The organism is Plantactinospora sp. CNZ320 (genome assembly GCF_002846275.1).
On sequence record NZ_PJMP01000001.1, the window covers coordinates 4189535 to 4211723 of the forward strand.

A 22189-nucleotide genomic window follows, 5' to 3' on the forward strand; every position below is an offset into this window, starting at 1 on the left:
GAGCCACTCCCCGACACCCTCCCCCAGCTGGTCCGACCAGTCTGCCACGTCCCTGACCAGGAGATTCGAGTGCGTGTTGGGAGATGGATCAGCCTTGGCAGCTGCGCGCACGCCCGTACGGGGCAGCGGCGGTGTCCGCCGAAAGTGGTATCCCCGGTTCGGTATGCGGGCCGACGCGCCGGCGCGGTGGGTCGATGACGCTGGACGCGACGCCTACCACGGGGAGGAAGCGGAATGGGTGTGGCCCTGACGACAGTCGTCGGTCGCGAGAGATCCGGCGCGGATCGCCTGGTGCTGCTGGACGTACTGCGCGGGGTGGCGATCCTCGGCACGCTCGCCACCAACGTCTGGATCTTCACCCACCCGGGCGGGGAGTACGGCGTACTGTTCGACACCAGCGCCATCGCGACGCTCAGCGGCAACCCGGTCGAGACGGCGTTCCGGTTCCTCGCCAACGGCAAGTTCCTGGCACTGCTCACCATCCTGTTCGGTGCCGGACTGGCGATCCAGTACCACTCGGCGCAACGACGCGGCGAGCGCTGGCCCGGCCGGTACCGCTGGCGGGCCGGGTTGCTCTTCGTCGAGGGCAGCCTGCACTTCCTGCTGATCTTCGCCTTCGACGTGCTGATGGGGTACGCCGTAGCCGCGCTCGTGGTGGCGTGGCTGTTGAACCGGTCGGGCCGGGTGCAGAAGGCGGTGTTCTGGACCACGGGCAGCCTGCACCTCGCCCTGATGCTGCTCGGCACCGCCGCCCTGCTCGCCAGCCCCGATCCGGCAGCGAACCCCGACCCGGCCCTGTCCGGGCTGTTCACCTCCGGCGGTTACCTCGACCAGGTGCGCTTCCGGCTGGACAACGCGCTGGCCCTGCGGAGCGAGCCGATCCTCACCTTCAGCCTGCTGCTCTTCCTCTTCCTCCTCGGCGTACGACTGTTCCGGGCCGGTGCGTTCGGCGCCGATCCGACCGGACGCCGGATCCGGCGCCGGCTGGTCTGGTACGGGCTCGGCGTCGGCCTGCCGCTGAACGTGGCGACCACCCTCGGCGGGCCCGATCTCTTCCTGGTCGACCGGTACGTCCTGCCGGCGCTGGTCACGGTCGGCTACCTCGGTCTGGTCGGGATGCTGCTGGACCGGCTCCGCCGTCCCGGGCCCGTCGTCTCCGGCCTCACCGCCGTCGGCCGGACCGCGCTGAGCTGCTACGTCCTGCAGAACCTGGTCTGCACGGTGATCTGCTACGGCTGGGGCCTCGGCCTGGCCGCGACGCTCGCCGAGGCCCGGCCCTGGTGGGTCATCGGACTCTGGGCGGCCGTCTGCACCGGGCTCACCGTCGGCGCCTCGCTCTGGCTGCGCCGCTTCCAGCACGGCCCGCTGGAGGCGCTGCAGAGGAGCCTGCTCACCCGACGGCGCACCGTCGCGGAGCTAGGCTGAGTGGATGGGCGAGTGGGACCGGCGCTTCTCCCGAAGCAGGCCCAGGGTAGCCAGGGGCACCCCCACCAGGCCGAACAATGTGGTCCCCAGCAGCATGTACGCGACTCTGTGGTTCTCCGGTGCCCGTGCGTCACGCACGTCGTGGTCGGGGTGCCGAGGGTCGTACACGATCTGAATCTCGTCGCCGACCTGCACTCTCGGCCCGGGCGCCTCGTCGCCCTGCCCGATCAGCGACCGCACCTGCCGCCCGTCGCTGGTGCGGAATTCGACCTCCACCCGCGACTTCTTGCCCAGGTCGACACCGGTGACCCGGGCGGTTGCCTGGCGACCGCGATCTCGCAGCGCGTTGTCGTTCGTCCAGACCTGCCAGGTCGCGAAGGCGAAACCGCATACCACCACCACTCCCATGGCGACGAAAAGCTTCACCGGTGGCCGCCGCACGGTGCCGAAGAAAGCCATGGCGTCCAGTTCCCCGACGGCGGATTGAGCTAACCCGATCACGCCGGCGCTCCGCCGCGCTGTGCTCGATTGCGTCCGTGCGGGATGATCGCAGCGGCTGGTACGACAGACGAGGAGCGGCCGGCATGCGGATCCTGTTGGTCGAGGACGACGCCCGGGTGGCCGGTGCGATGGCCGGTGCCCTGTCCCGGCGCGGGTACGACGTGGAACGGGCCGGCACCGCCGCCGCCGCGCTCGCCGCCGCCCCCTGCGACCTGGTGCTGCTCGACCTCACCCTGCCCGACGGCGACGGGGTGGAGGTCTGCCGCGCGCTGCGGCAGCGCAGCGCGCAACTCGGCATCATCGCGGTCACCGCGCGCGGCGAGGAACGCGACCGGGTGATCGGGCTGCGGATGGGCGCCGACGACTACGTGGTGAAGCCGTTCTCGATGGCCGAGTTGGAGGCCCGGATCGTCGCGGTGCTCCGCCGGGCCCGCGCCGGCGCCCCCCGGCCCGAGGTCGTCGAGGTCGGCCCGATCTGGATCGACGTCGCCGCCCGGCTGGTCACGGTACGCAGCGCCGAGGTCGCGCTGACCCGCAAGGAGTTCGACATCCTGGTCTCGTTGGCCCGGCAACCGGGCGTGGTGGTGCCACACGAGCGGATCGTCCTCGACGTCTGGCCGACCACCGGCGCCGCCCGGCACACCGTGGAGGTCCACGTCGGATCGCTGCGCGGCAAACTCGGCGATCCCGACCTGGTGCAGACCGTACGCGGCGTCGGCTACCGGCTCCGGGCCGAGTGACCGGAGCCGCTCGGTGCGCCGCCGTCTGGTCTTCAGCTATTCGCTGCTCATGATCCTGGTCCTGCTCGCCCTGGAGACCCCGCTGGCGATCACCCTCGCCAACCGGGAGACCGAACGGATCCGGGCGGACCGGCTCGCCGACGCCAACCGGTTCGCCTCGCTCTCCGGCCCCGCGCTGCGTACCGGTGCGGTCAGCGCGATCGACGACGAGTTGCAGCGCTACCAGGAGCTGTACGGGATCACCGCAGCGGTCGTCGACCGGGAACGACGGAAGGTGGTCGCCCCGGCCAGTCCACGGCTCGACTCCGAGCTGACCGAGCAGGCGATCTTCGGCGCGCTGGCCGGGCGGCAGATGACCGTACCGGACGTGCTCTGGCCCTGGCAGGTCGGTCCGCTGGTGGTGGCCGTGCCGGTGAACGACGGCGGGGAGGTGATCGGTGCCGTCATCACCGTCTCCGGAACCGAACGGGTCCGCCGGACCGTCACCGTCTGGTGGGCGGCACTCGCCACCATCGGGCTGCTCGCCGTCTCCGCCGGGGTGATGACGGCGTTCCGGCTGGCCGGCTGGGTGCTGCGCCCGGTGACCGTACTCGACGTGGTGACCCACGACATCGCGGCCGGCGACGGCAAGGCCCGGGTGCCGACCCAGCAGGGCCCACCCGAGCTGCGCCGGCTCGCCACCAGCTTCAACGAGATGGCCGACGCGGTCGCCGACGCCCTGGAACGGCAGCGGGCCTTCGTCGCACACGCCAGCCACCAGCTCCGCAACCCGCTGACCGCGCTCCGGCTGCGGGTGGAGGAACTCGGGCCGAGCCTGACCGACGAGTACGGCCGCGACGAGCACCGGCTGGCGCTGGAGGAGACCGACCGGCTCGCCCAGGTACTCGACGGGCTGCTCACCCTCGCCCGCACCGAGCGGGCCCAGCACACCATGGTGGTGGTGGACGCGGCGGCGGTGGCCGCGTCCCGGGTCGCCGCCTGGCAGCCGCTGGCCAACCACCGGGGCATCATGCTCACCCTCGCCCCGGTCACCGGCCCGCTGCCCGCCCGGGCTGTGCGTACCGCCGTCGACCAGGTGCTCGACGCGCTGATCGACAACGCGGTCAAGTTCGGCGACCCGGGCGGCCGGGTCGAGGTCTCGGTGCATCCTGCCGAGGACGGTGTGATCGTCCGGGTCACCGACGACGGGCCGGGGATGACCGGTGCACAACTCGAATCGTCCACCGAACGCTTCTGGCGGGCTCCGGACACCCAGAACATCGACGGCGCCGGGCTCGGCCTGACAATCGTGGCGGTACTCGTCGACGCCTCCGGCGGCCGTCTCACCATGCGTCCCGCCGTACCGAACGGGCTCATCGCCGAGGTCTGGTTCCGCAGCGGCGAGGCGTGAGCCAGCCCAGCGGACCGCGACCCGGCCCGGTCAGGGCTTGTGCGTCTGGTAGTACCGGGCGGCGCCGGGGTGCAGTGCCAGCGGGGTGGTGGTGATCGCCGACTGCACGTTCAGCCGGGCGGCGGCCGGATGCGCGCTGCTCAACTCGTCGCGGCGCTGCATCAGCAGCCGTGTCACGTCGTAGACGAGTTGCTCGGGCATGCTGGTCGCCACCACCAGATAGTTCGGCACCGCCACCGTGGTCACCGGCGCCGACCCGTACGCCGAGGCGGGGATGTCCCGCTGGACGTACACCTCGCGGTAGGCCCGGCGCAGCGGCTCGACCCACTGCCCGAGGTCGACGAAGCGGGGCCGGGTCTGCGCGGCGAAGTCCGCCACCGCCTTGACCGGCAGGCCGCCGGAGAAGAAGAAGGCGTCGATCCGGCCGGCCCGGAGCGCGGCGACCGAGTCGTCGATGCCGAGCCGGAGCCGCTCGGCCAGCTCGTCACCGACCTTGGCCACGTCGAGCAGGCGTTCGGCGGTGACCGCGGTGCCGGAGCCCGGCGCGCCGATCGCCACCCGCTTGCCGCGCAGGTCCGACAGCTGCCGGATCGGCTTGTCGGCCAGGGTGACCAGGTGCAGCAGGTCGTCGTAGACCCGGGCGACGGCGCTCAGCCCGGCGCCCTGGCCCGGCTCGGCGGCCAGGATGTCGGCCTGGGTGAAGCCGAGTTCGGCCCGTCCGGTGGAGACCAGCGAGACGTTCTCCGCCGAGGCGGCGGTCACCACCACGCTCGCGGTCACGTCCGGCAGCTCGCGGTTGAGGATGCCGGCCAGGGACTGACCGACCGCGTAGTAGACCGCCGTGGCGCTGCCGGTCGCGATGCGCAGCCTGGTCGGCTCGGCCGGCGGCGAGGTGCAGCTCGCGGTGCCGGGCAACGCGACCGTGACCACGACCAGCACCACGGCGAGCGTGCCGAGCCGCCGACCGGGCAGTCCCCGGTCGGCGCGTCGGTGCCACCGTGTCCCGCCCACCCCACCACCCCGGCGATGATCGACACTCAGCGCAAGTTTTGCTCAAGCTCTCAACCGATGTCTACCGCCTCGGCGCGGTAACAGCCACCGTTGAAAGTAGTTGGTCGTCGCGAGTACGGGGGGCGGCAGAGATGGTCTGGAGCACCGGGGCGTACGTCTCCACGAGGCCGCCCCTACGACCGGCCGGCAGTACCAGCCTGCTGGACCGGGTGTCCTTGGCGGACGCTTTCGAGGCGGCATGCCTGATCAGGTGCATCCAGGTGGAAGGAGTGCGGCAGCCGACCACCATGGTGGCCGAGTTCAGCTCGGAGGCTGCCGCCACTCGTCTGACCGAACTGCTCGCCCGGCTCGGCACCCCGGCCCGGGCGGAACGGATCACCGCCGGTGTCCGCCGCCGCTACGAACTTCACCGGCTGCACCTCACCGAGCCGGGGCAGCCCGCCGTACTGTCGATGGGCTGGCGGCAGGGGCGGACGGCGCTGCTCGACCCGGCCGCCGTCGGCGCCTCCGCGCCGCGCAACGCGCGCCGGCAGGCGTTGGCCGCCGCCGCCTGGCGCGCCGCGCTGCTGGCCGCCGGCCGGCACGTCCGGACCACCATTCTCGGGGTACGCATCCGCGACACCGAACTCGCCGCGGTGCTGGTACGCAGCGCCCAACTGCTCGGCTCGCCGGCCTCGGTCGCGCCCCGCTCGGGTTGCCTGCTGGTGACCGTGCCGGGCGGCCCGGACAGGGATCGGATCCTGCGCCGCAGCGCCCAGCCGGTCTCCCTGGCGAGCTGACCGCCGCATCGATCCTGGTAGGTGCCCGGGTAGCCGCACCAGCCCTGGTGACCCTTCCGGCCGCCGCACTAACATCGGTGGGCGTGAGGGCCGTGCGGGATCGCTGGCGACGGCCACCACCACCGGAGGCAGCAACCGGCGGTGCTTCCTCCGGCGAGGACGAGATCTGCGGCAGCGCCCCCTCCAGCGGCGGCGAGTTCGGCGGCGACGGCAAGCCCTCCGGCGGCGGCGAGCCCACCGGCGGCAAGTTCGGCGGTGGGACGGCTAGCGACAGCGCCGCCCGGATCGGCGGCGGCACGGAACGCGGGCTGCGCCGGCTCGGCCGCCGCTACGCGGTCGTGATCCGCAGCGCGACGCTGTGCTGTGCCGGTGGTGCTGCGCTCTTCCAGTCGGCTCCGGATCGGCGGGCGCTGGTCGGCGGCGTGGTCGCGGCACTCTGTGCCTGGAGCGTGCTCTACCTGCGGTTCAACTCCCGTGGCTGGCTGGTGCCGGTGGACACCCTGCTGGTCGTGCTGCTGTGCCTGACCCAGCGCTGGACGGTACCGCCGGAGGCGTTGACCGACAGCACCAACTGGGTCCTCGCGGTCGCCGCGATCACCGCCGTGGCGCACCAGTGGCTCGGTACCGCCGCCGAGGGCGCACTGCTGGCCACGGTGATCGTGCTGGCGCATCTCGCCGGCAACGCCCTCGCCTCGCCCGGGAGCTGGTCCGAGGCGGCGCCGGTCGGGCTCTGGTCCCTCGTGGAGGCCAGCCTGTCCCGGCTGCTCTTCGTGCTGGTCCGGGCCGGTGCCCGGCAGACCGACCTGGCCGTCCGGGAACGCGAACGGGCCCGGTCCGAGGCTGCGGTGGCCGCCGCCCGGTGGGCGGACGAACGGGAGCACCTCGCGGTGCTGCACGACACCGCCGCCAGTACCCTGCTCGCGGTCGGCGCCCGGATGGTCGACGGCACCGAACCCTGGCTCGCCGCCCAGGCCGCCCGCGACCTCGCGACCATCTCCGCCCGCCCGGACCTCTCCGGAAACGCCGGCCTCTCCGGCGGCGCGAGCCTCTCCGGCGGCGACGCCGATCTGGTGCGGACGCTGCGCGAGGTGGCGCGGGACGCGGCCGTCACGGTGCAACTGCGGTCGCCACCGGTGCTCCTGCTGCCGGTGGTCCGGGCCAACGCGATCGGTGCCGCCGTCCGGGAGGCGTTGACGAACGTCGGCCGGCACGCCGGTGTCAAGACGGCGGAACTGCTGGTGCACCGGCACGCCGGCCGTACCGTCGTGGAGGTCGTCGACCAGGGGCGGGGCTTCGCGCCGGAGCGGGTACCCCGACATCGGCGCGGGCTGTCGCACTCCATCCAGGAGCGGATGGCCCGGGTCGGCGGCCGGGCGGTCGTGACCGCGCGACCGGGCGCGGGTACCCGGATCCGGCTGGAGGTGCCGGATGGCTGAGCCGGCCGGGCACGTCCCGCTGGGCAGGCTCCTGCACGGGCTCCGCCTGGCCACCCTCGCCATCGCCGTCACCGCGCTCCTCGGCTTCGCCCTCCCGCTGCTGCTGACCCACGCCCAGACGTACCGCAGCCTGACGCAGCAGGTGCTGGCGTTCGCGCTGCTGACCGCCGTCGCCGTACTGGCCGGAGTGCGGATCGTCCGGCACCGGCCGCTGGGGCGGACCCGCTGGGTGCTGGTGGCGGCGGTACTCGGGTCATCGGCGCTGGCGACCACGGGGATCTCGGCCGACGCGCTGATGTCGGAGCAGGAGTGGTCCTTCGGCGTGATCGGCTGGTTCGGGCTGCTCCTGCTGGTCGACCACGGTGTCGCTGCCCCGGCCACCTTCCTCGGCGGGCACACCCTCGGCAGTTTCGCCCAGCTCGCCCTGGTCGGCCAGGCCCACGAGATCGCCGACCTGGTAGTCGTCGCCGCGATCGTGCTCGGCTGTCAACTGCCGGTACTGGCCGGCGCGGCGACACTGCGCGGGCTGGTGGCGACCGCCTCCACCGCCGCGGCCGACGCCGCGCGGGTACGCACCGCCGAGGCGATCGCGGAACACCTGCGCGCCGACCGCCGGGCCCGCTACGCCGACCTCGCCACCGGTTGCGTACCCCTGCTGACCGACCTGAGCACCGGTTCGGCCGACCTGCGCGACGACCGGGTACGGCGCCGGTACGCCGTGGCGGCGGCCCGGCTGCGCCGGCTCTTCGCCGAGCACGACGATGTGGACGATCCACTCCTGCACGAACTGGGCGCCTGTCTCGACCTGGCCGACCGTACCGGGGTCGCGGTCTACCTCGGGACCTGCGGTCAGTGGCCGACCCCGCCCCTGGCGGTCCGCCGGGCGTTGACCGAGCCGGCGTTGCGGATCGTCGGCACCGCCACCGCCGAGGTCCGGGTGACGCTGCTCGGCTCCCCGGGCGGGGTGACCGTGAGCATCGTCGCCGAACCCGGAACCCCCGACCGCGGAACCGCCGACCGCGGAACCGCCGACCGCGGAACCGCCGAACCCGGAACCGACCCCGGAACCGCCGAGCCGGTTGGCGGTGCTCCGGAGGTTGCGATCGCAGGCCCTGACGGGGTGAGCGTCACCCGGCTCGTCGAGGGGTCGAAAGTGTGGGTGGAGGCCAGATGGCCGGCGCAGAGTTGACCACGGCGGTGGTCATTGACGACCACCCGGCGATAGTCACCGGAATTCGTGCCTGGTGCGCCGAGGCCGACCCGCCGATCGAGGTGCTCGACTCGGGTACGACTCCGGCGGTGGCCTGGACCGAGCCCGGCCTCTCCGCCGACGTCGTCGTCCTCGACCTGCTGCTGCACCGCGAGGTGCCCGCCTATGCCGACCTGGGGCGACTCGTCGACGCCGGCCGTCCGGTGATCGTCTACACGATGCGCGAGGACCGGGACACCATCCTGCGCTGCCTGGACCTCGGTGCCTTCGCCTGCCTGGCCAAGACCGAGGGGCCGAAGCACCTGGTCCAGGCGATCCACGCCGCCAGCCGGAACCTGCCCTTCACCACACCGTCGATGGCCCGCGCGATCAGTACGGACAACCGGCCGGACCGGCCTCGGCTCACCCCGCGCGAAACCGACGTACTCGTCAACTGGTTCGCCTGCGAGTCCAAGGAGATGGTGGCCCGCAAGCTCAACCTCTCGGTACGCACCGTCAACAGCTACCTCGACCGGGTCCGGATCAGGTACGCCAACGCCGGGCGACCCGCCTCGACAAAGGCGGCCCTGGTCGCCCGCGCCCTCCAGGACGGTCTGGTCCGGCTCGACGAGCTGTAGCAGCGCCACCCCCTCGGCCACCGGGTCCATCCGGACGTGTGGGGTGAATGACCGTCACGGCGGTACCGGCCTGCGACCTAGCCTCCGATTGAGGGCCGAAGAGCCCACGAACCGGTGGGCCGGACTGTCCGAAGAGGAGTGGTACCGATGACGGTGAGGGTGAAGACCATCCAGGAGGCGTACCGCAGGGTCGCCGGAGCGTGCCGGGTCATGGGTGCGGGGCTGGAGCGGATCGGCGAGAACGTCGGCCGGGGCCTCGCCGCGCTCGACCAGGGCTGGGAGGGCAACGCGAGAAGGCGGCGTACGCCACCTTCCAGGCGCTCGCGGACGACGAGAGTCCCGACAGCGTGGGGATGGACCTGATCGGTCCTGCTGGCCGGGCTGGGGCGGACCCGTACCCCGGGTCGACGGCGGGCCGACCGGTTCAGGGCTGCCAGTCGGCCGCCGCCATGTCGACCCCTTCGCCCCGCAGCGGGGCTCCCTCGGCGCGCAGCCGGGCCCGGGCCTCGACCTCGTGCCCCGGCGGCAGCCGGCCGGCCGAGTTGACCACCCGGTGCCAGGGCACCCCGCCACCATGCCGAGCCATGATCGAGCCGACCAGCCGGGCCGACGCCCGGCCGGACCGTTCGGCCAGGTGATCGGCGATGGCGCCGTACGACATCACCCGGCCGGGCGGGATCCGCTCGACCAGCGCGAGCACCTCTTCGACGTACTCCTCGGGGGTCATGAGCTGCCACGATATGGGAGTACGGGGCGGGCCGGCGGGGCGGGCCGATCCGGGCACCGCAGAATGGGCAGGTGCGGGAAGCAGTAACCACAGCTCGCCGGATCGTGGTCAAGGTCGGCTCGTCCTCGCTGACCACCGCCGCCGGTGGCCTGGACGAGGCGCGGGTCGACGCGCTGGCCGACGTACTCGCTGGCTGGCTGGCGGGTGGTCCGGCCGGCGCCCCTGCGACGGAGCCGGGTGCCCGACCGTCCGGGGCGGGCCGCAGGCGGGTCGACCCGGACCGGCGGGAGCTGGTGCTTGTGTCGTCCGGGGCGATCGCCGCCGGCCTGGCCCCGCTCGGACTGGCCACCCGCCCACGTGACCTGGCCACCCAGCAGGCGGCGGCAAGTGTCGGGCAGGGGCTGCTGATCGGTCGCTACTCGGCGGGTTTCGCCCGGCACGGCCGGACGGTCGGCCAGGTGCTGCTCACCGTCGACGACGTGACCCGGCGGGCGCACTACCGCAACGCCTATCGCACGCTGCGCAAACTCCTCGACCTCGGCGCGGTGCCGATCGTCAACGAGAACGACACGGTGGCCACCGACGAGATCCGGTTCGGCGACAACGACCGGCTGGCCGCCCTGGTGGCCGCGCTTGTCCACGCCGACCTGCTGGTGCTGCTCTCCGACGTGGACGCCCTCTACACCGGCGACCCGGCCCGCCCCGGCACGGTGCGGATCGAGGAGGTACGCGACGAGCAGGATCTCGCCGAGGTGGCGATCGGCCGGGCCGGCCGGGCCGGGGTGGGTACCGGCGGCATGGTCACCAAGGTGGAGGCGGCCCGGATCGCCACCGGGTTCGGCATTCCGGTGGTGCTGACCGCCGCGCCGCTGGCCCCGGCGGCGCTGGCCGGCGAGCCGGTCGGCACCTTCTTCCACCGGGTACGCCAACGTCCGGCGGCCCGGCTCTTCTGGTTGGCCCACGCGACCTCGCCCCGGGGGCGGCTGCACCTCGACCCCGGGGCGGTGCAGGCGGTGGTGACCCGGCGCAAGTCCCTGCTGCCGGCCGGGATCACGGCGGTGGACGGCGCCTTCACGGCCGGCGACCCGGTCGACCTGGTCGACGACGCGGGGGCGGCGGTCGCCCGAGGGCTGGTCAACTACGACGCGGTGGAGCTGCCCGGCCTGCTCGGCCGCTCCACCTCCGAACTCGCCGCCGCCCTCGGCCCCGGCTACGAACGCGAGGTCGTGCACCGCGACGACCTGGTGATCCTCGGCTGAACCTGCGCTCGGCGGGTGCGACGCCGCCGGGCAAGTGCCGCCGGCTCAGGCCGTGGCCCGCTCGGTGGCGCCGATCCGGGGGAAGGGCTCGGTGGAGAAGATGACCTCCACCGAGACCTCGAAATACCGCGCGATCCGCAGCGCCAGGTGCAGGCTCGGGTTGTATTCGCCGCGTTCCAGGTAGCCGATCGTCTGGTAGTGCACCCCGAGCGCGTCGGCGAGATCCCGGCGGGAGATCCCGCGTTCCGCGCGCAGCACCGCGATCCGGTTGTAGATCGCCTCACTCATCAGGCGGTGATCCTCTGCAGGGCCTTCTCCTTACGGGCGGCGACGCTCGACCCGGACTCCCGGCGGGCCATCCGGCGCAGCACGATCGGTGCGATCAGCAGACCCAGTACTGCCCAGGCACCGAGCACTCCGAACGTCTCCAGATGCCGCCACGACCCGCCGAGTTCCACGGCCGCCAACTCGTCCGGCAGCAGAGCCGACCGCATCCCCAGTCCGAGCCAGTAGATCGGGAACCCCTGGACAAGCCACTGCAACCACTCTGGGAAGTTCGTGATCGGGTAGAAGATACCGGAGGTCGCGACCAGGCCGCCGATCGGCAAGATGATCATGCCCACGTTGCGGGGATTGGCGAAGAGCGAGCCGAGAATGGCACCGAGCGGCAGGCAGGCGAACAGGCCCAGCAGCACCACCGCGGCCAGGATCAGCCAGGAACTCCCGCCACCGGCCACCAGGCCGTCGACCAGGAACATCCCCGGCACCACGAGGAAGACGCCACCGAGCACGATCATCCCGGACACCTGCACGATCTTGCCGACCAGGTAACCGAGCATGCCGTGCGGAATCGCCTTGGCCCGCAGCAGGGTGCCGTCCTCGCGTTCCAGGGTGAGCAGCATCGCCATCGTCAGCATCGCGTTGAACGCGATGCTCATGCCCAACACGCTGGGCAGGGTCCGGGCACCAAGTGAGAAGTCCGTACCGGGCACCGTCGAGTCGCGGGTGAAGTACATGACGATCAGGAAGATGATGGTCGGGAAGATGTAGTTCCACAGGTCCTGGGCGTTGGTGACGGTCTGCCGCAGCTCGATCCCGCCACGGACCACTCCGGCCCGCAGGGCCAACAGACCGGGGTTCACCGGGTCACCGCCTCGAACTCACGGAGCGCGGCGGCGCCCCGACCGGACTCGAACTCGCGTACCAGCGCCATGTAGGTGTCCTCCAGGGTGGCCCGCCGGACCTCCAGGTCGGCGATGCTGTCGCCGTACTGCTGGAACAGCTCCCGGACGTATCGGGTGGCGTCGGTCGTGGCGTGTACGAACCGCTGGCCGTCCCGAGTCCACCTCACCTCGGCCTCCGGCGACATCCGCCGGGCGAGCTGGTCGGCCGAGCCGTCGGCGATGATCGAGCCGCCGGCCAGGATCAGGATCCGGTCGGCCAGCTTCTCCGCCTCGTCCAGATCGTGCGTGGTCAGCAGGATCGTGGTCTGCTCCAGGTCGGCCAGCCGGTGCACCAGGTCGTGGAACTCGCGCCGGGCCTCCGGGTCGAACCCGGCGGTGGGCTCGTCGAGGAAGAGCAGCTCGGGTCGGCCGACGATGCCGATCGCGACGTCCAGCCGGCGCCGCTGCCCGCCGGAGAGCTGACCAGTCCGCTTGTGGGCGTGCGGAGTCAACCCGACCGCGTCCACCAGTTCGTCGACGTCCCACGGGCGCTGGACCTGGTCGCTGGAGTAGGGCCGGTAGTACGAGCCGAGATGGGTGAGGAGTTCGCGTACCCGCCACTTGGCGTGGTCGCGCCAGGACTGGAGCACCACGCCCAGCCGGGCCCGCCACCGCTCGTCGCCGTGCGCCGGATCCATCCCCAGCACGGTCACCTCACCGGCCGAGCGCATCCGGAAGCCTTCCAGGATCTCGATGGTGGTCGTCTTGCCGGCACCGTTGGGACCGAGCAGCGCCAACACCTCACCGGGCCGGGCCGTGAACGTGACGCCGGTCAGCACGTCGGTGCTGCCGTAGCGCATCCGCAGGTCGCGGACGTCCAGCACGGGCTGCTCGACCGGTGACCCGGCAGGCTCGGAGGTCCGGCCCGGAGTCTCGGCGATGGTCATAGATCTACACCCCCTCGTCTAACATCTACGCGAGAAGATAGCACACCTACTACATTCGACAGTGACAGTACTGCCAACAACGCGACGCGGGGCAGCTCCAAGAGCTGCCCCGCGTCGGGGTACCGGACCGGGTCCGGTGTGGATCAGTAGGCCGGCAACGACGGGTCGATCTGCTTGACCCAGGAGAGCACCCCGCCCTGGACGTGCACCGCGTCCCGGAAGCCGGCGGCCTTCAGCGCGGCCAGCGCCTCGGCCGACCGCACGCCGGACTTGCAGTGCAGCACGATCTGCTTGTCCTGCGGCAGCGAGGCAAGCGCCGCACCGGAAAGGATCTCGCCCTTCGGGATCAGCGTCGCGCCGGGGATCCGGACGATCTCGTACTCCGCCGGCTCCCGGACGTCGACCAGGAAGATGTCCTTGCCCGCGTCCTGCCAGTCCTTCAGCTCACGGGCCGTGATGGTGGACTCGACCACCGCCTCCTCGGCCTCCGGCGAGACCGCACCGCAGAAGTCCTCGTAGTCCTCCAGCAACTCGGTCACGGTCGGGTTCTCGCCGCAGAGCGCGCAGTTCGGGTCCTTGCGTACCTTGATCTTCCGGTACGACATCTCCAGCGCGTCGTAGACCATCAGCCGACCCACCAGCGGCTCGCCGATCCCGGTCAGCAGCTTGATCGCCTCGGTGACCTGGATCGAGCCGATCGACGCGCAGAGCACGCCGAGCACGCCGCCCTCGGCGCAGGACGGCACCATGCCGGGCGGCGGCGGCTCCGGGTAGAGGCAGCGGTAGCAGGGGCCGTGCTCGGCCCAGAAGACCGACGCCTGCCCGTCGAACCGGTAGATCGACCCCCAGACGTACGGCTTGCCGAGCAGCACCGCCGCGTCGTTGACCATGTAACGGGTGGCGAAGTTGTCGGTGCCGTCGACGATCAGGTCGTACTGGCCGAAGATCTCCAGCACGTTGTCCCGGTCCAGCGCGGTGTTGTGGATCTCGACCTGCACCAGTGGGTTGATCTCACGGATGCTCGACGCGGCGGACTCGGCCTTGGACCGGCCGACGTCCGACACGCCGTGGATGACCTGGCGCTGGAGGTTCGACTCGTCGACGGTGTCGAAGTCGATGATGCCCAGCGTCCCGACCCCGGCCGCGGCCAGGTACAACAGGGCGGGCGAGCCGAGGCCGCCGGCGCCGACGCAGAGCACCCGGGCATTCTTCAGCCGCTTCTGCCCCTCGACCCCGACATCCGGGATGATCAGGTGGCGCGAGTAGCGGCGGATCTCGTCAACGGTCAGCTCGGCGGCGGGTTCGACGAGCGGGGGCAGCGACACGGTGGACTCCCCGGTTCGGATCCTCGCTCAGCCCTCGGCTGAGCGCATCGACAGTGGCAGTCCGGCCATTGTTCCTCGCCGGGGCGCTTACCGACCATGAGCTGAAACACCTGCCCGAAATCCGGGAGCGGGGAATACGGGACGCGGGGATACAGGACGCGGGGATACAGGACGCGGGTCAGGGGATCGGCGGGCCGACGTACGGCTGCCCGTCCACGTACGGCCAACCGTTCGGCGCGCAGCCGCGCAGCCCGTACGTCTGCTGGAGCATCACCGGCGCCGGTGCACCCGGCCGGGGGCAGCCCTGGTGCTCCTCCCCGAACTCGTGCCCGACCTCGTGGTTGAGGGCGAACGCCTGATAGACCTCCAGCGCCGCGCCGTAGTCCGGCACCGCGGTCAACCAGCGCGCGACGTTGAGCACCACCTGCCCCGGCAGCCGGCACGAGCCGTACCGCTCGGTGTGCAGTCCGGCGGTGGCGCACATCTTCTCCGAGGTCCCCGGTGTGGCGAGGAAGACCGTGAACTCCGCCTTCGTCGCCCTGGCCACCCGCTGGAGGCGGAGCTTCCCGGACGCCGTCCAGCCGCGCGGATCGCCGAGCACCGCGTCAACGGCGGCGGCGAAGGTCGCCACCTCCTGCCCCATGCCCTGCTCGACGGCGACGTGGTAGCGGCGCAGGGTACCCGCCTTGCCCAGCACCCGGCCCGCGGCCGCGTACCCGAAGGATCCCGGTCCGGTGGTCGGATAGCGGGCGTCCGGGTCGGTCGCCGGCCCGCCGCGCCCGGCCCCGGCACTCGTCGCCCCGGCGACCACACCACCCCGGCCGGCCGCCGCCACCGTCGAGCCCGGTGCGTCCGGCCGGGTCTGCACCAACCCGACCGTGAGCAGGCCGGCGGCGATCCCCAGCAGCGCCAGAGCGACGGTACGTCGCCGTCGTCGACGGGCCTGGGCGGCGGCGATCCGGTGCCGTTCGAGCCGGCCGCCGGAGCGCGCGGGGAAACGGGCGTTGGTGCCAGGGTTTGCCGGATTCGTCATGGCGGGCCACAGCCTTCCACGCCGACGGGCGAGCGTCCAGCCCTCCCGGCGGGCGAGTCCAGACCCGGTCCCGCGGGCGCCGTTCAGGCCCACTCCACCGCCTGCGGGTCGAAGTCCAGGCCCGCTCCCGCCCTGTCCAGATCTAGAGCGGAGGGCCGGCGTACCGCTCCCCGCGCAGGTACGGCCAGGGGTTCGCCACGCAGCCGTTGAGGAAGAGCGTCTGCTGCATCATCACCGGTGCCGCCCGCCCCGACCGGGGACAGCGCTCGTGCCCGTGCCCCAACTCGTGCCCGACCTCATGGTTGATCACGTACGTCCGGTAGCGCTCCAGCGGCACCTTCGCCTCGACGTAGTGCGGGACGGACCGCATCCAGCGCTCCAGGTTGATGATCACCCGTCCACTTCCCCGGCAGGAGGTGTACGGCTTGCCGCCGACCCGGATGTCCACCCCGGAGGCCGCGCACATCTCCCGGGCCGTACCGGCGGTCACCAGATAGACCGTGAAGTCGTGGCCGGCCTTGTCCGGTACCCGCTGCAACCGCAGCCGCCCACTGCCGATCCAACTGCGCGGATCGGCCAGCGAGGCGTCGACAGCGGCGGCGAACTCCGCGATCTGCTCGTCGACGTTGCGCTCCACCGCCACCCGGTAGCGCCGCACCGTACCGGCCTGGCCCAGCACCTCGCCCCGACCGGTCGCGTAACTGAAACTGCCCGGCCCGGTCGACGGCACCGGGTCGGTGAGCCGCAGCACCGGTGCCGGTGGCCGGCTCGGTGTCGGGTTCGGTGTCGGCGTCGGCGTTGCCTCGGCGGACGGCGTCGCCGACGGGACCGGCTGGGCGGCGGCGCTCCGGTCGTCCCCGGTCAGCCGCTCGGCCGGCGGGACCAGGATCCCGATCACCCCGACCGCGCCGGCCACCCCCAGCAGCACCACCGCCAGCATCCGGCCACGCCGGTGCCGCCGGGCGTGTCGTCGGCGCGGCATGCCGGAGGTCGAGGGCGCGGCACCTGGTGCCGGGGGTTGGCGACGATCTCTGCTCCACACGCCTACTTAGTACGCCAGACCCACCCGCTCGGTTGCACCCAGGGGTCCGGATCACCCGACGGAGTCGGCCGATCGCAGCCACCCCGAGCCCTGCTGGGCGGCGGTCACCGGACGAGGATCAATGGAAGACGATCACCGGGGTACGGTCGGCAGCGGGCTGGTCTCGTCCAGCAGCGCCAGTGCCGCCCGGGCGACCACCCGGGGCACCTCCATCTGCGGGACGTGCCCGACACCGGCCAGCGTCAGCAGTCGACTGTCCGGGATCACCCGGGCCACCTGGGCCGGTACCCTGACGTCCACCAGCCGGTCCTGCCCGCCGCCGATCACCAGCGTCGGCGCGGTGACCAGACCGGCGATCCGCCACAGCGAGCCGGAGCCCGGCAGGTACGCCCGGACGAAACTGCCGACGAGCCCGCGCAGCGTACCCAGATAGGCAGTTGCGTAGTGCTCGGCGGTGTACCGGATCCGGATCTCCTCGATCGCCTCCAGGCGGCGCTGGTCGCAGATCCGGCTGGTGTCGGCGACACACGCCTCCATCACCTGCCGGGCCATCTCCTCCGGCGGCAACTGGGTCAGCCAGCGCGACGCCAACCGCTCCGCCCCGGGCACCGCCAGCAGTGGCACCAGCCGGCCCTGTAGCGACCGGCGCGGATCAAGGAACGGCATCGCCGGCGAGACCAGGGTGAGGGTACGGATCAGGTCGGGGCGGAGCCCGGCGACGCGTACCGACACGGCTCCGCCGAGCGAGTTGCCGAACAGGTGCACCGGCCCCCGGCCGGAGTGCTCGATGTACCGGATCACCCGGTCGGCGAAGGCCGGGATGGTGTACTTCCGGGCCGGGTCGCTCCGCCCGAAGCCGGGCAGGTCGATCGCGTGCCCGTCGAGCCGGTCGGCGAGCAGCCCGGCGAGGTCCGTCCAGTTCTGGGCCGAGCCGCCCAGCCCGTGCACGTAGAGGGCCGGTTCGGCGCCCTCCCGGGTGGCCGGGGTCTCCCGGACGTACGTGACCGAGCCGTCGATCCGTACGCCCCGGCCGGGCCAGGGTGGCGGCGTCCCGTACGGGGGGATCGACTCGTCCGCCATCAGCAGCGCACGCTTCATCGGTCAAGTGTGCCGCCGGTACGCCGATCGACGAACCGAACGGCGGCGGGAGGGTCCTCGACGCAGGCACTGACAGGGTGCCTCCGCCCCGGTTTGCTCCGTTTTCACCGCCGCTGCGACCGGCCCACGGCCGGGTCGCGTGAGCAACGCCTCAACAGCCCGTCAACTGAGCAGCGGCGCCGGCTCAGTTGAGCAGCGACGCGTCAGCTGAGCGGTAGCCCCGGCTCAGGTGAGCAACGGCGCCACATCAGGTGACCAATGGAACCAGTCCGGGTGAGCAGCGGCGCCGGGTCAGGTGAGCAGCGCCTCCAGCCGGCGGTTGACCGCCGCCAGAGTGGCCCGGACCACCGCCTGCCGGGGGTCACCGGAGACCAGGGCCGAGCCGGCGAGCTGCTCGACCCAGCCGTCGCAGACCAGCAGCACCACCACGGTGGCTACCTCGCAACTGCCGAACTGCACCACAGCCGCGTGCTCGACGAAGCAGCGACCCCGCTCGGTGACCCGGGTGGAGGCGCTGAGCAGCTCGTCGATGGCGGCGGCCGCCGCCACGGCACAGAGCCGCAGCACGTACCCGTCGACGGCGGGACCGGTGGCCAGCCCGGCCGCCGGCTGCTTCCCGGCGGCGAGCCGCACCTCGACGGTGGCGTCCAGCCCGAAGGTGCTCACCTGCACGTGATCGATGATCACTCGCGGACCGGGTGGCGACCCCGGGTTCAGTGGCCGGGACGGCGCGGTCTCGGTGGTGGTCACCGGACTGCCGGAGTAGGAGCTGCCGACGGTGCTGGAGTTGGCGCCGAGCGCTGTCCCGCTCCGGCCGCCATCGCCGGGCGCCACCGTCGCCGGCTCGCCGACGGTGGCCCGGCCCCGGTGACCCTGCGCCTGGTGACCCGGTGCCTGGTGCCGGCGGCGTGGCTCCTCTCTCGCCGGCTCGGGGCGCGGCTCCGGCTCGGCTGGCGGCGCGTGCCGGGGCGGCGCCGGCCGGGGTCGGGGCGGCGCGGCGGTCCCGGCGAAGCTCGGCGGGGCGGATGCCGGTCCGGTGGGCAGGTTCTGCGGGGCTGCGGCGAGCCCCATCCGTTCCTGGAGCAGTCGTGCCACGTGCCGGCTCACCTCGGCGGGATCGGCACCGTCGGCGAGATCCAGGCGCAGGCTGTGCGCCCCGGCCGGGGTGGTACGCAGCGAGGCGTCGCGTACCCCGGCGACTCCCCGGACCGCATCCAGGATCGCGTTGACGTCGAAGCCGTCCGGTCGCTCGCGCAGCTGTGCCGCTCCGTCCTCCCGACGCAGATGGGTGGCGATCCGGGCCAGTTCGGGCGTCTCGGCGGGCGGCTCCACGGTGGGTGGCTCCGGCACGGTGGGCACGTCTGGCTCGGCGGGGACGCGTTGCGGCAACACGTCACCGGGGTCCGCCGGCCGGGCGGCGGGCGCGGGCTCCGCCGGCACCGGCTCCGGATAGCGGTACGGGGCACCGGGGTGGCTCGGCCCGGTCGGCAACGCCAGGGCCTCCCGCCGGTACGGGTAGCCGGTCGCCTGCCCGACCGGCGGATAGCCGGCATGTTCGGCCGCCGACGGATAGCTGACCTGCTCGGCCGCCGACGGATAGCTGACCTGCTCGGCCGCCGACGGATAGCTGACATGCTCGGCGGCCGACGAGGGGCCGGACGGACCGGCTGGGCGGCCGGCGGCGTCGGCAGCGGGGGTGGCTGCGGCCGCCGTCGGGTGGCCGGGCTGCTCCGCGGCCGGGTCCGGCCCGGGCGGTGGGGCCGCCGGCTCGGCACCGGGCCCCGAGAAGGCCGGGCCGGCAAGGTGGCGCGACGGCTCCGGCCCGGGTGGACCGGAGAGTCCACCGGGACCGGACAGGTAGCTCGGAGCCTCCGGCCCCGGCGCCGCCGGACCGGGATAGCCGGCGCGCTCGCCGGGATAGCCCGGCTGCTCGCCGGGGTGGTTGCTGTGCTCGCTGGGGTAGCCGGTGTGTTCGCCGGGGTGGTTGCTGTGCTCGCTGGGGTAGCCGGTGTGTTCGCCGGGGTAGCTGATGTGCTCGCCGGGGTAGCCGGTGTGTTCGCTGGCGGTCGCCCGCCGGGTCGCGGTCTCGGGCGCCGTGGCGGCGTTCCGGGCGGTCGTCGCCGGCCCCGCCGCGAAGCCCGGCCCGGCCAGCGGCAGGGCGGCCTGCTCCCGGGCGACCGGCCCGGTTGGCGGTTCGGCGACCCGCTGCGCCGACTGGTCGGCCCAGCTCGGCGACCAGCGCTGCTCCCGTCCGGCAGGGTCCGGTTCCCGGGGCGACTCGGCCGGTGCGACCGCCTCGGCGGTGTACTGGCTCTCCGGGCGCCGGCCGCTCTCCGGCTCGGGCGTCGGGGCCCACGGCGGCGCCCAGCCAGACGACCAGTTCGCCGGCTCCTGGGCTCGCAGGTCGGCCGGATGCACCGGTGCCGGCCCGCGCTCGTCCGCCTCGGCCGGGCGCCAGCCCGGTCCAGTCTGCTCCGGACCGGGCGGCGGGGCCGGGGAACGGTCCTGCTGCCGGGGTACGGCGGGCATCAGCGCGGTCATCTCGGTCACCGGCGGCTGTTCGGGCTCGGACGGCGACCGGAAGCCGCGACCGCGCTCGAAGTCGGCCGCGACGAGGTGCTCGGGCAGTGCCTGGCCGCCGAGCTGACCAGGGGCCCCGATCGACGATCCGGCGACGGCAGGCGGACCGGAGACGGCTGCCGGTGGGCCGGACGCCACCACCGGCGGTACCGGCGTGGCGCTGGGCGGGCCGGAGACCGCGACCGGTGGTGCCGAGATGGGACCGGGGTGTGCCGGCTGCGCCGGTTCCGCCCAACGCGGTGGTTGGTTGGCCGACCCGATGCCGGTGCGTTCCGGCTCCGCCCAGCCAGGATCGCCGAAGGCGTGCCGGGCGGTACCGGACGGATCCGGTTCGCCCGCCGGCAGCGTCCCCGGCTGTACCAGGTGGTCCGGGCGGGCGCCGCTCGACGGGTCGGGTCCGGCAGCACCCTGCCGACCGGTCACCTCGCCCCCCTCCGGCTCGTACGGGTAACCGGGGCCGCCGCTCCAGCCGCGCTCCGGCTCCGGCGCCTCGCCGAGATGCACTCCGTTGACCGGTTGCCGCAGCTCGCGGATCGGGATGGCGGGTGACGCCGGCAACGGTCGAGGGCTGTAGGCCGCGTGGTCAGCCCAGCCGCGACTCGCCACCGGCTCGACCGCCTGGTGCCACGGCCGCCCGCTCGGATCGACGCCGGTCTCGGCGCCGGACCAGCCCGGGTCGGCCGCCCAGCCGTTGGCCGGACGGGCCGGGCGGGCCGGATCACCGTGCGGACCTGCCCCGTTGCCGTGCTCTCCCGGTGTTGGGGCTCCGGGTTGCCCTGTTTCGTCCACCGTGCGCTCCTTGGTCGCCCCCGCTGAGGCTACCGTGTGGTGGCAGTGCCGATAAGTTACAGCGGCGGCCTAATTCGGCGGTCGAGTGATCGATCCCTGCTCCGGTCGGAATGCGGTCCGGGGCGTGCGAGGTGAAGCGGAGGTGACCATGACCCAGGTGGGAAACGGCGCGCAGACAGCCGGCCGCCCGACGCGTCTGCCGCGCTCGGCACGGCGTAAGCAGCTGCTGGCGGCGGCCCAGGAGGTGTTCGTCGCCCAGGGGTACCACTCGGCCGCGATGGACGACATCGCCGAGCGGGCGGGTGTCTCCAAGCCCGTTCTCTACCAGCACTTCCCGGGCAAGCTGGAGCTCTATCTGGCGCTGCTGGACACGCACTGCGACGCGATCGTGGCCAAGGTCCGGGATGCGATGGCGGCGACCACCGACAACAAGGAGCGGGTCAGCGGCGCCGTCCGGGCGTACTTCGACTTCGTCGACCACGAGAGCGGCGCGTTCCGGCTGGTGTTCGAGTCGGACCTGCGCAACGAGCCGGCCGTACGCGAGCGGGTCGAGCGGGTGGAGCAGGGCTGCATCGCCGCCATCACCGACACCATCATCTCGGACACCGGGGTGAGCCGGTCCAGGGCCGAACTGCTCGCCTCCGGGCTGGTCGGCGCGGCCGAGACCGCGGCCCAGTTCTGGCTCGCCAGCGGGCGGCAGGTGCCGAAGGCCGAGGCCGAGGCGTTGCTCACCGGGCTGTCCTGGCGGGGAATCGCGAGCTTTCCGTTGCAGGGTGAGTCAGCCTGAACGTAACCGGCGCGGATCGGATAGCCTTTCCGACGGCGGATCTTTCGCCCCGAACGAGGAGGCCACGTGGAGGTCAAGATCGGCGTGCAGTACGCGCCGCGCGAGCTGGTCCTGGAGAGCGCGCAGACGCCGGCTGAGATCGAGCAGATCGTGACCGACGCCCTCAGCACCAACGACGGGACGCTGTCACTGACGGACGAGAAGGGCCGTCGGGTCATCGTGCCGGTCGGCAAGGTGGCCTACGTCGAGATCGCCGAGGCCTCGCCCCGCGCGGTCGGCTTCGTCGCCCGCTGACCACCCGGCCACCGGCCCGGCTGGATCAGGCGTCCG

At 72.9% G+C, this 22189-nt stretch carries 21 protein-coding genes and 1 pseudogene; 11 read left to right on the top strand and 11 right to left on the bottom strand.

Annotated features, from left to right (window positions below; genetic code table 11):
• The first annotated feature begins 234 nt into the window (after window positions 1–234).
• Complete coding sequence (locus tag CLT71_RS18550) at window positions 235–1425, top strand: DUF418 domain-containing protein (protein ID WP_101368220.1); 1191 nt, start codon at window positions 235–237, stop codon at window positions 1423–1425.
• Here CLT71_RS18550 and CLT71_RS18555 read toward each other — a convergent pair.
• Window positions 1417–1926 (bottom strand): DUF3592 domain-containing protein, encoded by a 510-nt coding sequence (locus tag CLT71_RS18555; RefSeq protein ID WP_143743507.1) that lies wholly within the window; start codon window positions 1924–1926, stop codon window positions 1417–1419. The genes CLT71_RS18550 and CLT71_RS18555 overlap by 9 nt on opposite strands.
• Before the next feature lie 83 nt (window positions 1927–2009).
• Between CLT71_RS18555 and CLT71_RS18560 the strand changes: the two genes are divergently transcribed.
• Both CLT71_RS18560 and CLT71_RS18565 read left to right on the top strand, forming a co-directional pair.
• Entirely contained in the window at window positions 2010–2666 is a 657-nt protein-coding gene (locus CLT71_RS18560) for a response regulator transcription factor (RefSeq protein ID WP_101368222.1), read from the top strand.
• A gap of 13 nt (window positions 2667–2679) precedes the next feature.
• Window positions 2680–4056 carry a sensor histidine kinase gene (locus tag CLT71_RS18565; protein ID WP_101368223.1) on the top strand — a complete coding sequence of 459 codons (1377 nt, stop codon included), beginning with the start codon at window positions 2680–2682 and terminating at the stop codon, window positions 4054–4056.
• A gap of 30 nt (window positions 4057–4086) precedes the next feature.
• Here the strand turns inward: CLT71_RS18565 and CLT71_RS18570 are convergent, their stop codons facing one another.
• On the bottom strand, window positions 4087–5067 hold the full coding sequence (locus CLT71_RS18570; protein ID WP_486483330.1) for a TAXI family TRAP transporter solute-binding subunit: 981 nt from the start codon (window positions 5065–5067) through the stop codon (window positions 4087–4089).
• Between the two features lie 131 nt (window positions 5068–5198).
• Between CLT71_RS18570 and CLT71_RS18575 the strand changes: the two genes are divergently transcribed.
• From CLT71_RS18575 to CLT71_RS18595, 5 genes are all read left to right on the top strand, one after another.
• Window positions 5199–5846 (top strand): hypothetical protein, encoded by a 648-nt coding sequence (locus CLT71_RS18575; protein ID WP_486483331.1) that lies wholly within the window; start codon window positions 5199–5201, stop codon window positions 5844–5846.
• A gap of 83 nt (window positions 5847–5929) precedes the next feature.
• Window positions 5930–7282 (top strand): sensor histidine kinase, encoded by a 1353-nt coding sequence (locus CLT71_RS18580; RefSeq protein WP_143743508.1) that lies wholly within the window; start codon window positions 5930–5932, stop codon window positions 7280–7282.
• The gene (locus tag CLT71_RS37045; RefSeq protein WP_158242257.1) at window positions 7275–8471 is read left to right on the top strand and encodes a hypothetical protein; all 1197 of its coding nucleotides are present in this window, start codon (window positions 7275–7277) and stop codon (window positions 8469–8471) included. Before CLT71_RS18580 ends, CLT71_RS37045 begins: the two co-directional genes overlap by 8 nt.
• Window positions 8453–9109 carry a response regulator transcription factor gene (locus tag CLT71_RS18590; RefSeq protein WP_101368225.1) on the top strand — a complete coding sequence of 219 codons (657 nt, stop codon included), beginning with the start codon at window positions 8453–8455 and terminating at the stop codon, window positions 9107–9109. Before CLT71_RS37045 ends, CLT71_RS18590 begins: the two co-directional genes overlap by 19 nt.
• A 147-nt stretch (window positions 9110–9256) precedes the next feature.
• Entirely contained in the window at window positions 9257–9472 is a 216-nt protein-coding gene (locus tag CLT71_RS18595; protein ID WP_101368226.1) for a hypothetical protein, read from the top strand.
• Between the two features lie 61 nt (window positions 9473–9533).
• On the opposite strand, the gene CLT71_RS18600 is transcribed toward CLT71_RS18595, so the two are convergent.
• Window positions 9534–9836: an MGMT family protein gene (locus tag CLT71_RS18600; protein WP_101368227.1), complete on the bottom strand. Its 303-nt coding sequence runs from the start codon at window positions 9834–9836 to the stop codon at window positions 9534–9536.
• 71 nt (window positions 9837–9907) lie between these two features.
• On the opposite strand from CLT71_RS18600, the gene proB reads away from it, so the two are divergent.
• Entirely contained in the window at window positions 9908–11095 is a 1188-nt protein-coding gene (gene proB, locus CLT71_RS18605) for a glutamate 5-kinase (protein WP_101368228.1), read from the top strand.
• A 45-nt stretch (window positions 11096–11140) separates the two neighbouring features.
• On the opposite strand, the gene CLT71_RS18610 is transcribed toward proB, so the two are convergent.
• The 8 genes and pseudogenes from CLT71_RS18610 to CLT71_RS38090 form a co-directional block, all read right to left on the bottom strand.
• Window positions 11141–11383, bottom strand: a complete 243-nt coding sequence (locus CLT71_RS18610; RefSeq protein WP_101368229.1) for a helix-turn-helix transcriptional regulator — start codon at window positions 11381–11383, stop codon at window positions 11141–11143.
• Entirely contained in the window at window positions 11383–12237 is an 855-nt protein-coding gene (locus tag CLT71_RS18615; RefSeq protein ID WP_101368230.1) for an ABC transporter permease, read from the bottom strand. The genes CLT71_RS18610 and CLT71_RS18615 overlap by 1 nt, the downstream gene beginning before the upstream one ends.
• The gene (locus CLT71_RS18620; RefSeq protein ID WP_101368231.1) at window positions 12234–13205 is read right to left on the bottom strand and encodes an ABC transporter ATP-binding protein; all 972 of its coding nucleotides are present in this window, start codon (window positions 13203–13205) and stop codon (window positions 12234–12236) included. The genes CLT71_RS18615 and CLT71_RS18620 overlap by 4 nt, the downstream gene beginning before the upstream one ends.
• Window positions 13206–13348: 143 nt before the next feature.
• Window positions 13349–14551, bottom strand: coding sequence for an adenylyltransferase/sulfurtransferase MoeZ (moeZ, locus tag CLT71_RS18625; protein ID WP_486483695.1), 1203 nt, complete (start codon window positions 14549–14551; stop codon window positions 13349–13351).
• Window positions 14552–14708: 157 nt separating this feature from the next.
• On the bottom strand, window positions 14709–15563 hold the full coding sequence (locus tag CLT71_RS18630) for a DUF3152 domain-containing protein (protein ID WP_101368233.1): 855 nt from the start codon (window positions 15561–15563) through the stop codon (window positions 14709–14711).
• A gap of 142 nt (window positions 15564–15705) precedes the next feature.
• Entirely contained in the window at window positions 15706–16545 is an 840-nt protein-coding gene (locus tag CLT71_RS18635; protein ID WP_486483332.1) for a DUF3152 domain-containing protein, read from the bottom strand.
• A 192-nt stretch (window positions 16546–16737) separates the two neighbouring features.
• Window positions 16738–17703: an alpha/beta fold hydrolase gene (locus CLT71_RS18640; RefSeq protein ID WP_101368235.1), complete on the bottom strand. Its 966-nt coding sequence runs from the start codon at window positions 17701–17703 to the stop codon at window positions 16738–16740.
• A 291-nt stretch (window positions 17704–17994) separates the two neighbouring features.
• Window positions 17995–19488: pseudogene (locus CLT71_RS38090) on the bottom strand (hypothetical protein); the annotation flags it as partial.
• 1732 nt (window positions 19489–21220) lie between these two features.
• Here CLT71_RS38090 and CLT71_RS18650 point away from each other — a divergent pair.
• Both CLT71_RS18650 and CLT71_RS18655 read left to right on the top strand, forming a co-directional pair.
• A complete protein-coding gene (locus CLT71_RS18650; protein WP_101371570.1) occupies window positions 21221–21859 on the top strand; it encodes a TetR/AcrR family transcriptional regulator in 639 nt (212 codons plus the stop codon).
• A 66-nt stretch (window positions 21860–21925) separates the two neighbouring features.
• Window positions 21926–22153 carry a DUF3107 domain-containing protein gene (locus CLT71_RS18655; protein ID WP_101368237.1) on the top strand — a complete coding sequence of 76 codons (228 nt, stop codon included), beginning with the start codon at window positions 21926–21928 and terminating at the stop codon, window positions 22151–22153.
• The last annotated feature ends 36 nt before the right edge of the window (window positions 22154–22189 follow it).

Excerpts from the sequence above, each read along its gene's own strand:
- CLT71_RS18620 (WP_101368231.1), bottom strand. The coding sequence starts at position 13,205 with ATGACCATCGCCGAGACTCCGGGCCGGACCTCCGAGCCTGCCGGGTCA.
- CLT71_RS18610 (WP_101368229.1), bottom strand. The coding sequence starts at position 11,383 with ATGAGTGAGGCGATCTACAACCGGATCGCGGTGCTGCGCGCGGAACGC.
- CLT71_RS18600 (WP_101368227.1), bottom strand. The coding sequence starts at position 9,836 with ATGACCCCCGAGGAGTACGTCGAAGAGGTGCTCGCGCTGGTCGAGCGG.
- CLT71_RS18575 (WP_486483331.1), top strand. The coding sequence starts at position 5,199 with ATGGTCTGGAGCACCGGGGCGTACGTCTCCACGAGGCCGCCCCTACGA.
- CLT71_RS37045 (WP_158242257.1), top strand. The coding sequence starts at position 7,275 with ATGGCTGAGCCGGCCGGGCACGTCCCGCTGGGCAGGCTCCTGCACGGG.
- CLT71_RS18560 (WP_101368222.1), top strand. The coding sequence starts at position 2,010 with ATGCGGATCCTGTTGGTCGAGGACGACGCCCGGGTGGCCGGTGCGATG.
- CLT71_RS18590 (WP_101368225.1), top strand. The coding sequence starts at position 8,453 with ATGGCCGGCGCAGAGTTGACCACGGCGGTGGTCATTGACGACCACCCG.
- CLT71_RS18630 (WP_101368233.1), bottom strand. The coding sequence starts at position 15,563 with ATGACGAATCCGGCAAACCCTGGCACCAACGCCCGTTTCCCCGCGCGC.
- CLT71_RS18650 (WP_101371570.1), top strand. The coding sequence starts at position 21,221 with ATGACCCAGGTGGGAAACGGCGCGCAGACAGCCGGCCGCCCGACGCGT.
- CLT71_RS18595 (WP_101368226.1), top strand. The coding sequence starts at position 9,257 with ATGACGGTGAGGGTGAAGACCATCCAGGAGGCGTACCGCAGGGTCGCC.
- CLT71_RS18640 (WP_101368235.1), bottom strand. The coding sequence starts at position 17,703 with ATGAAGCGTGCGCTGCTGATGGCGGACGAGTCGATCCCCCCGTACGGG.
- CLT71_RS18550 (WP_101368220.1), top strand. The coding sequence starts at position 235 with ATGGGTGTGGCCCTGACGACAGTCGTCGGTCGCGAGAGATCCGGCGCG.
- CLT71_RS18635 (WP_486483332.1), bottom strand. The coding sequence starts at position 16,545 with ATGCCGCGCCGACGACACGCCCGGCGGCACCGGCGTGGCCGGATGCTG.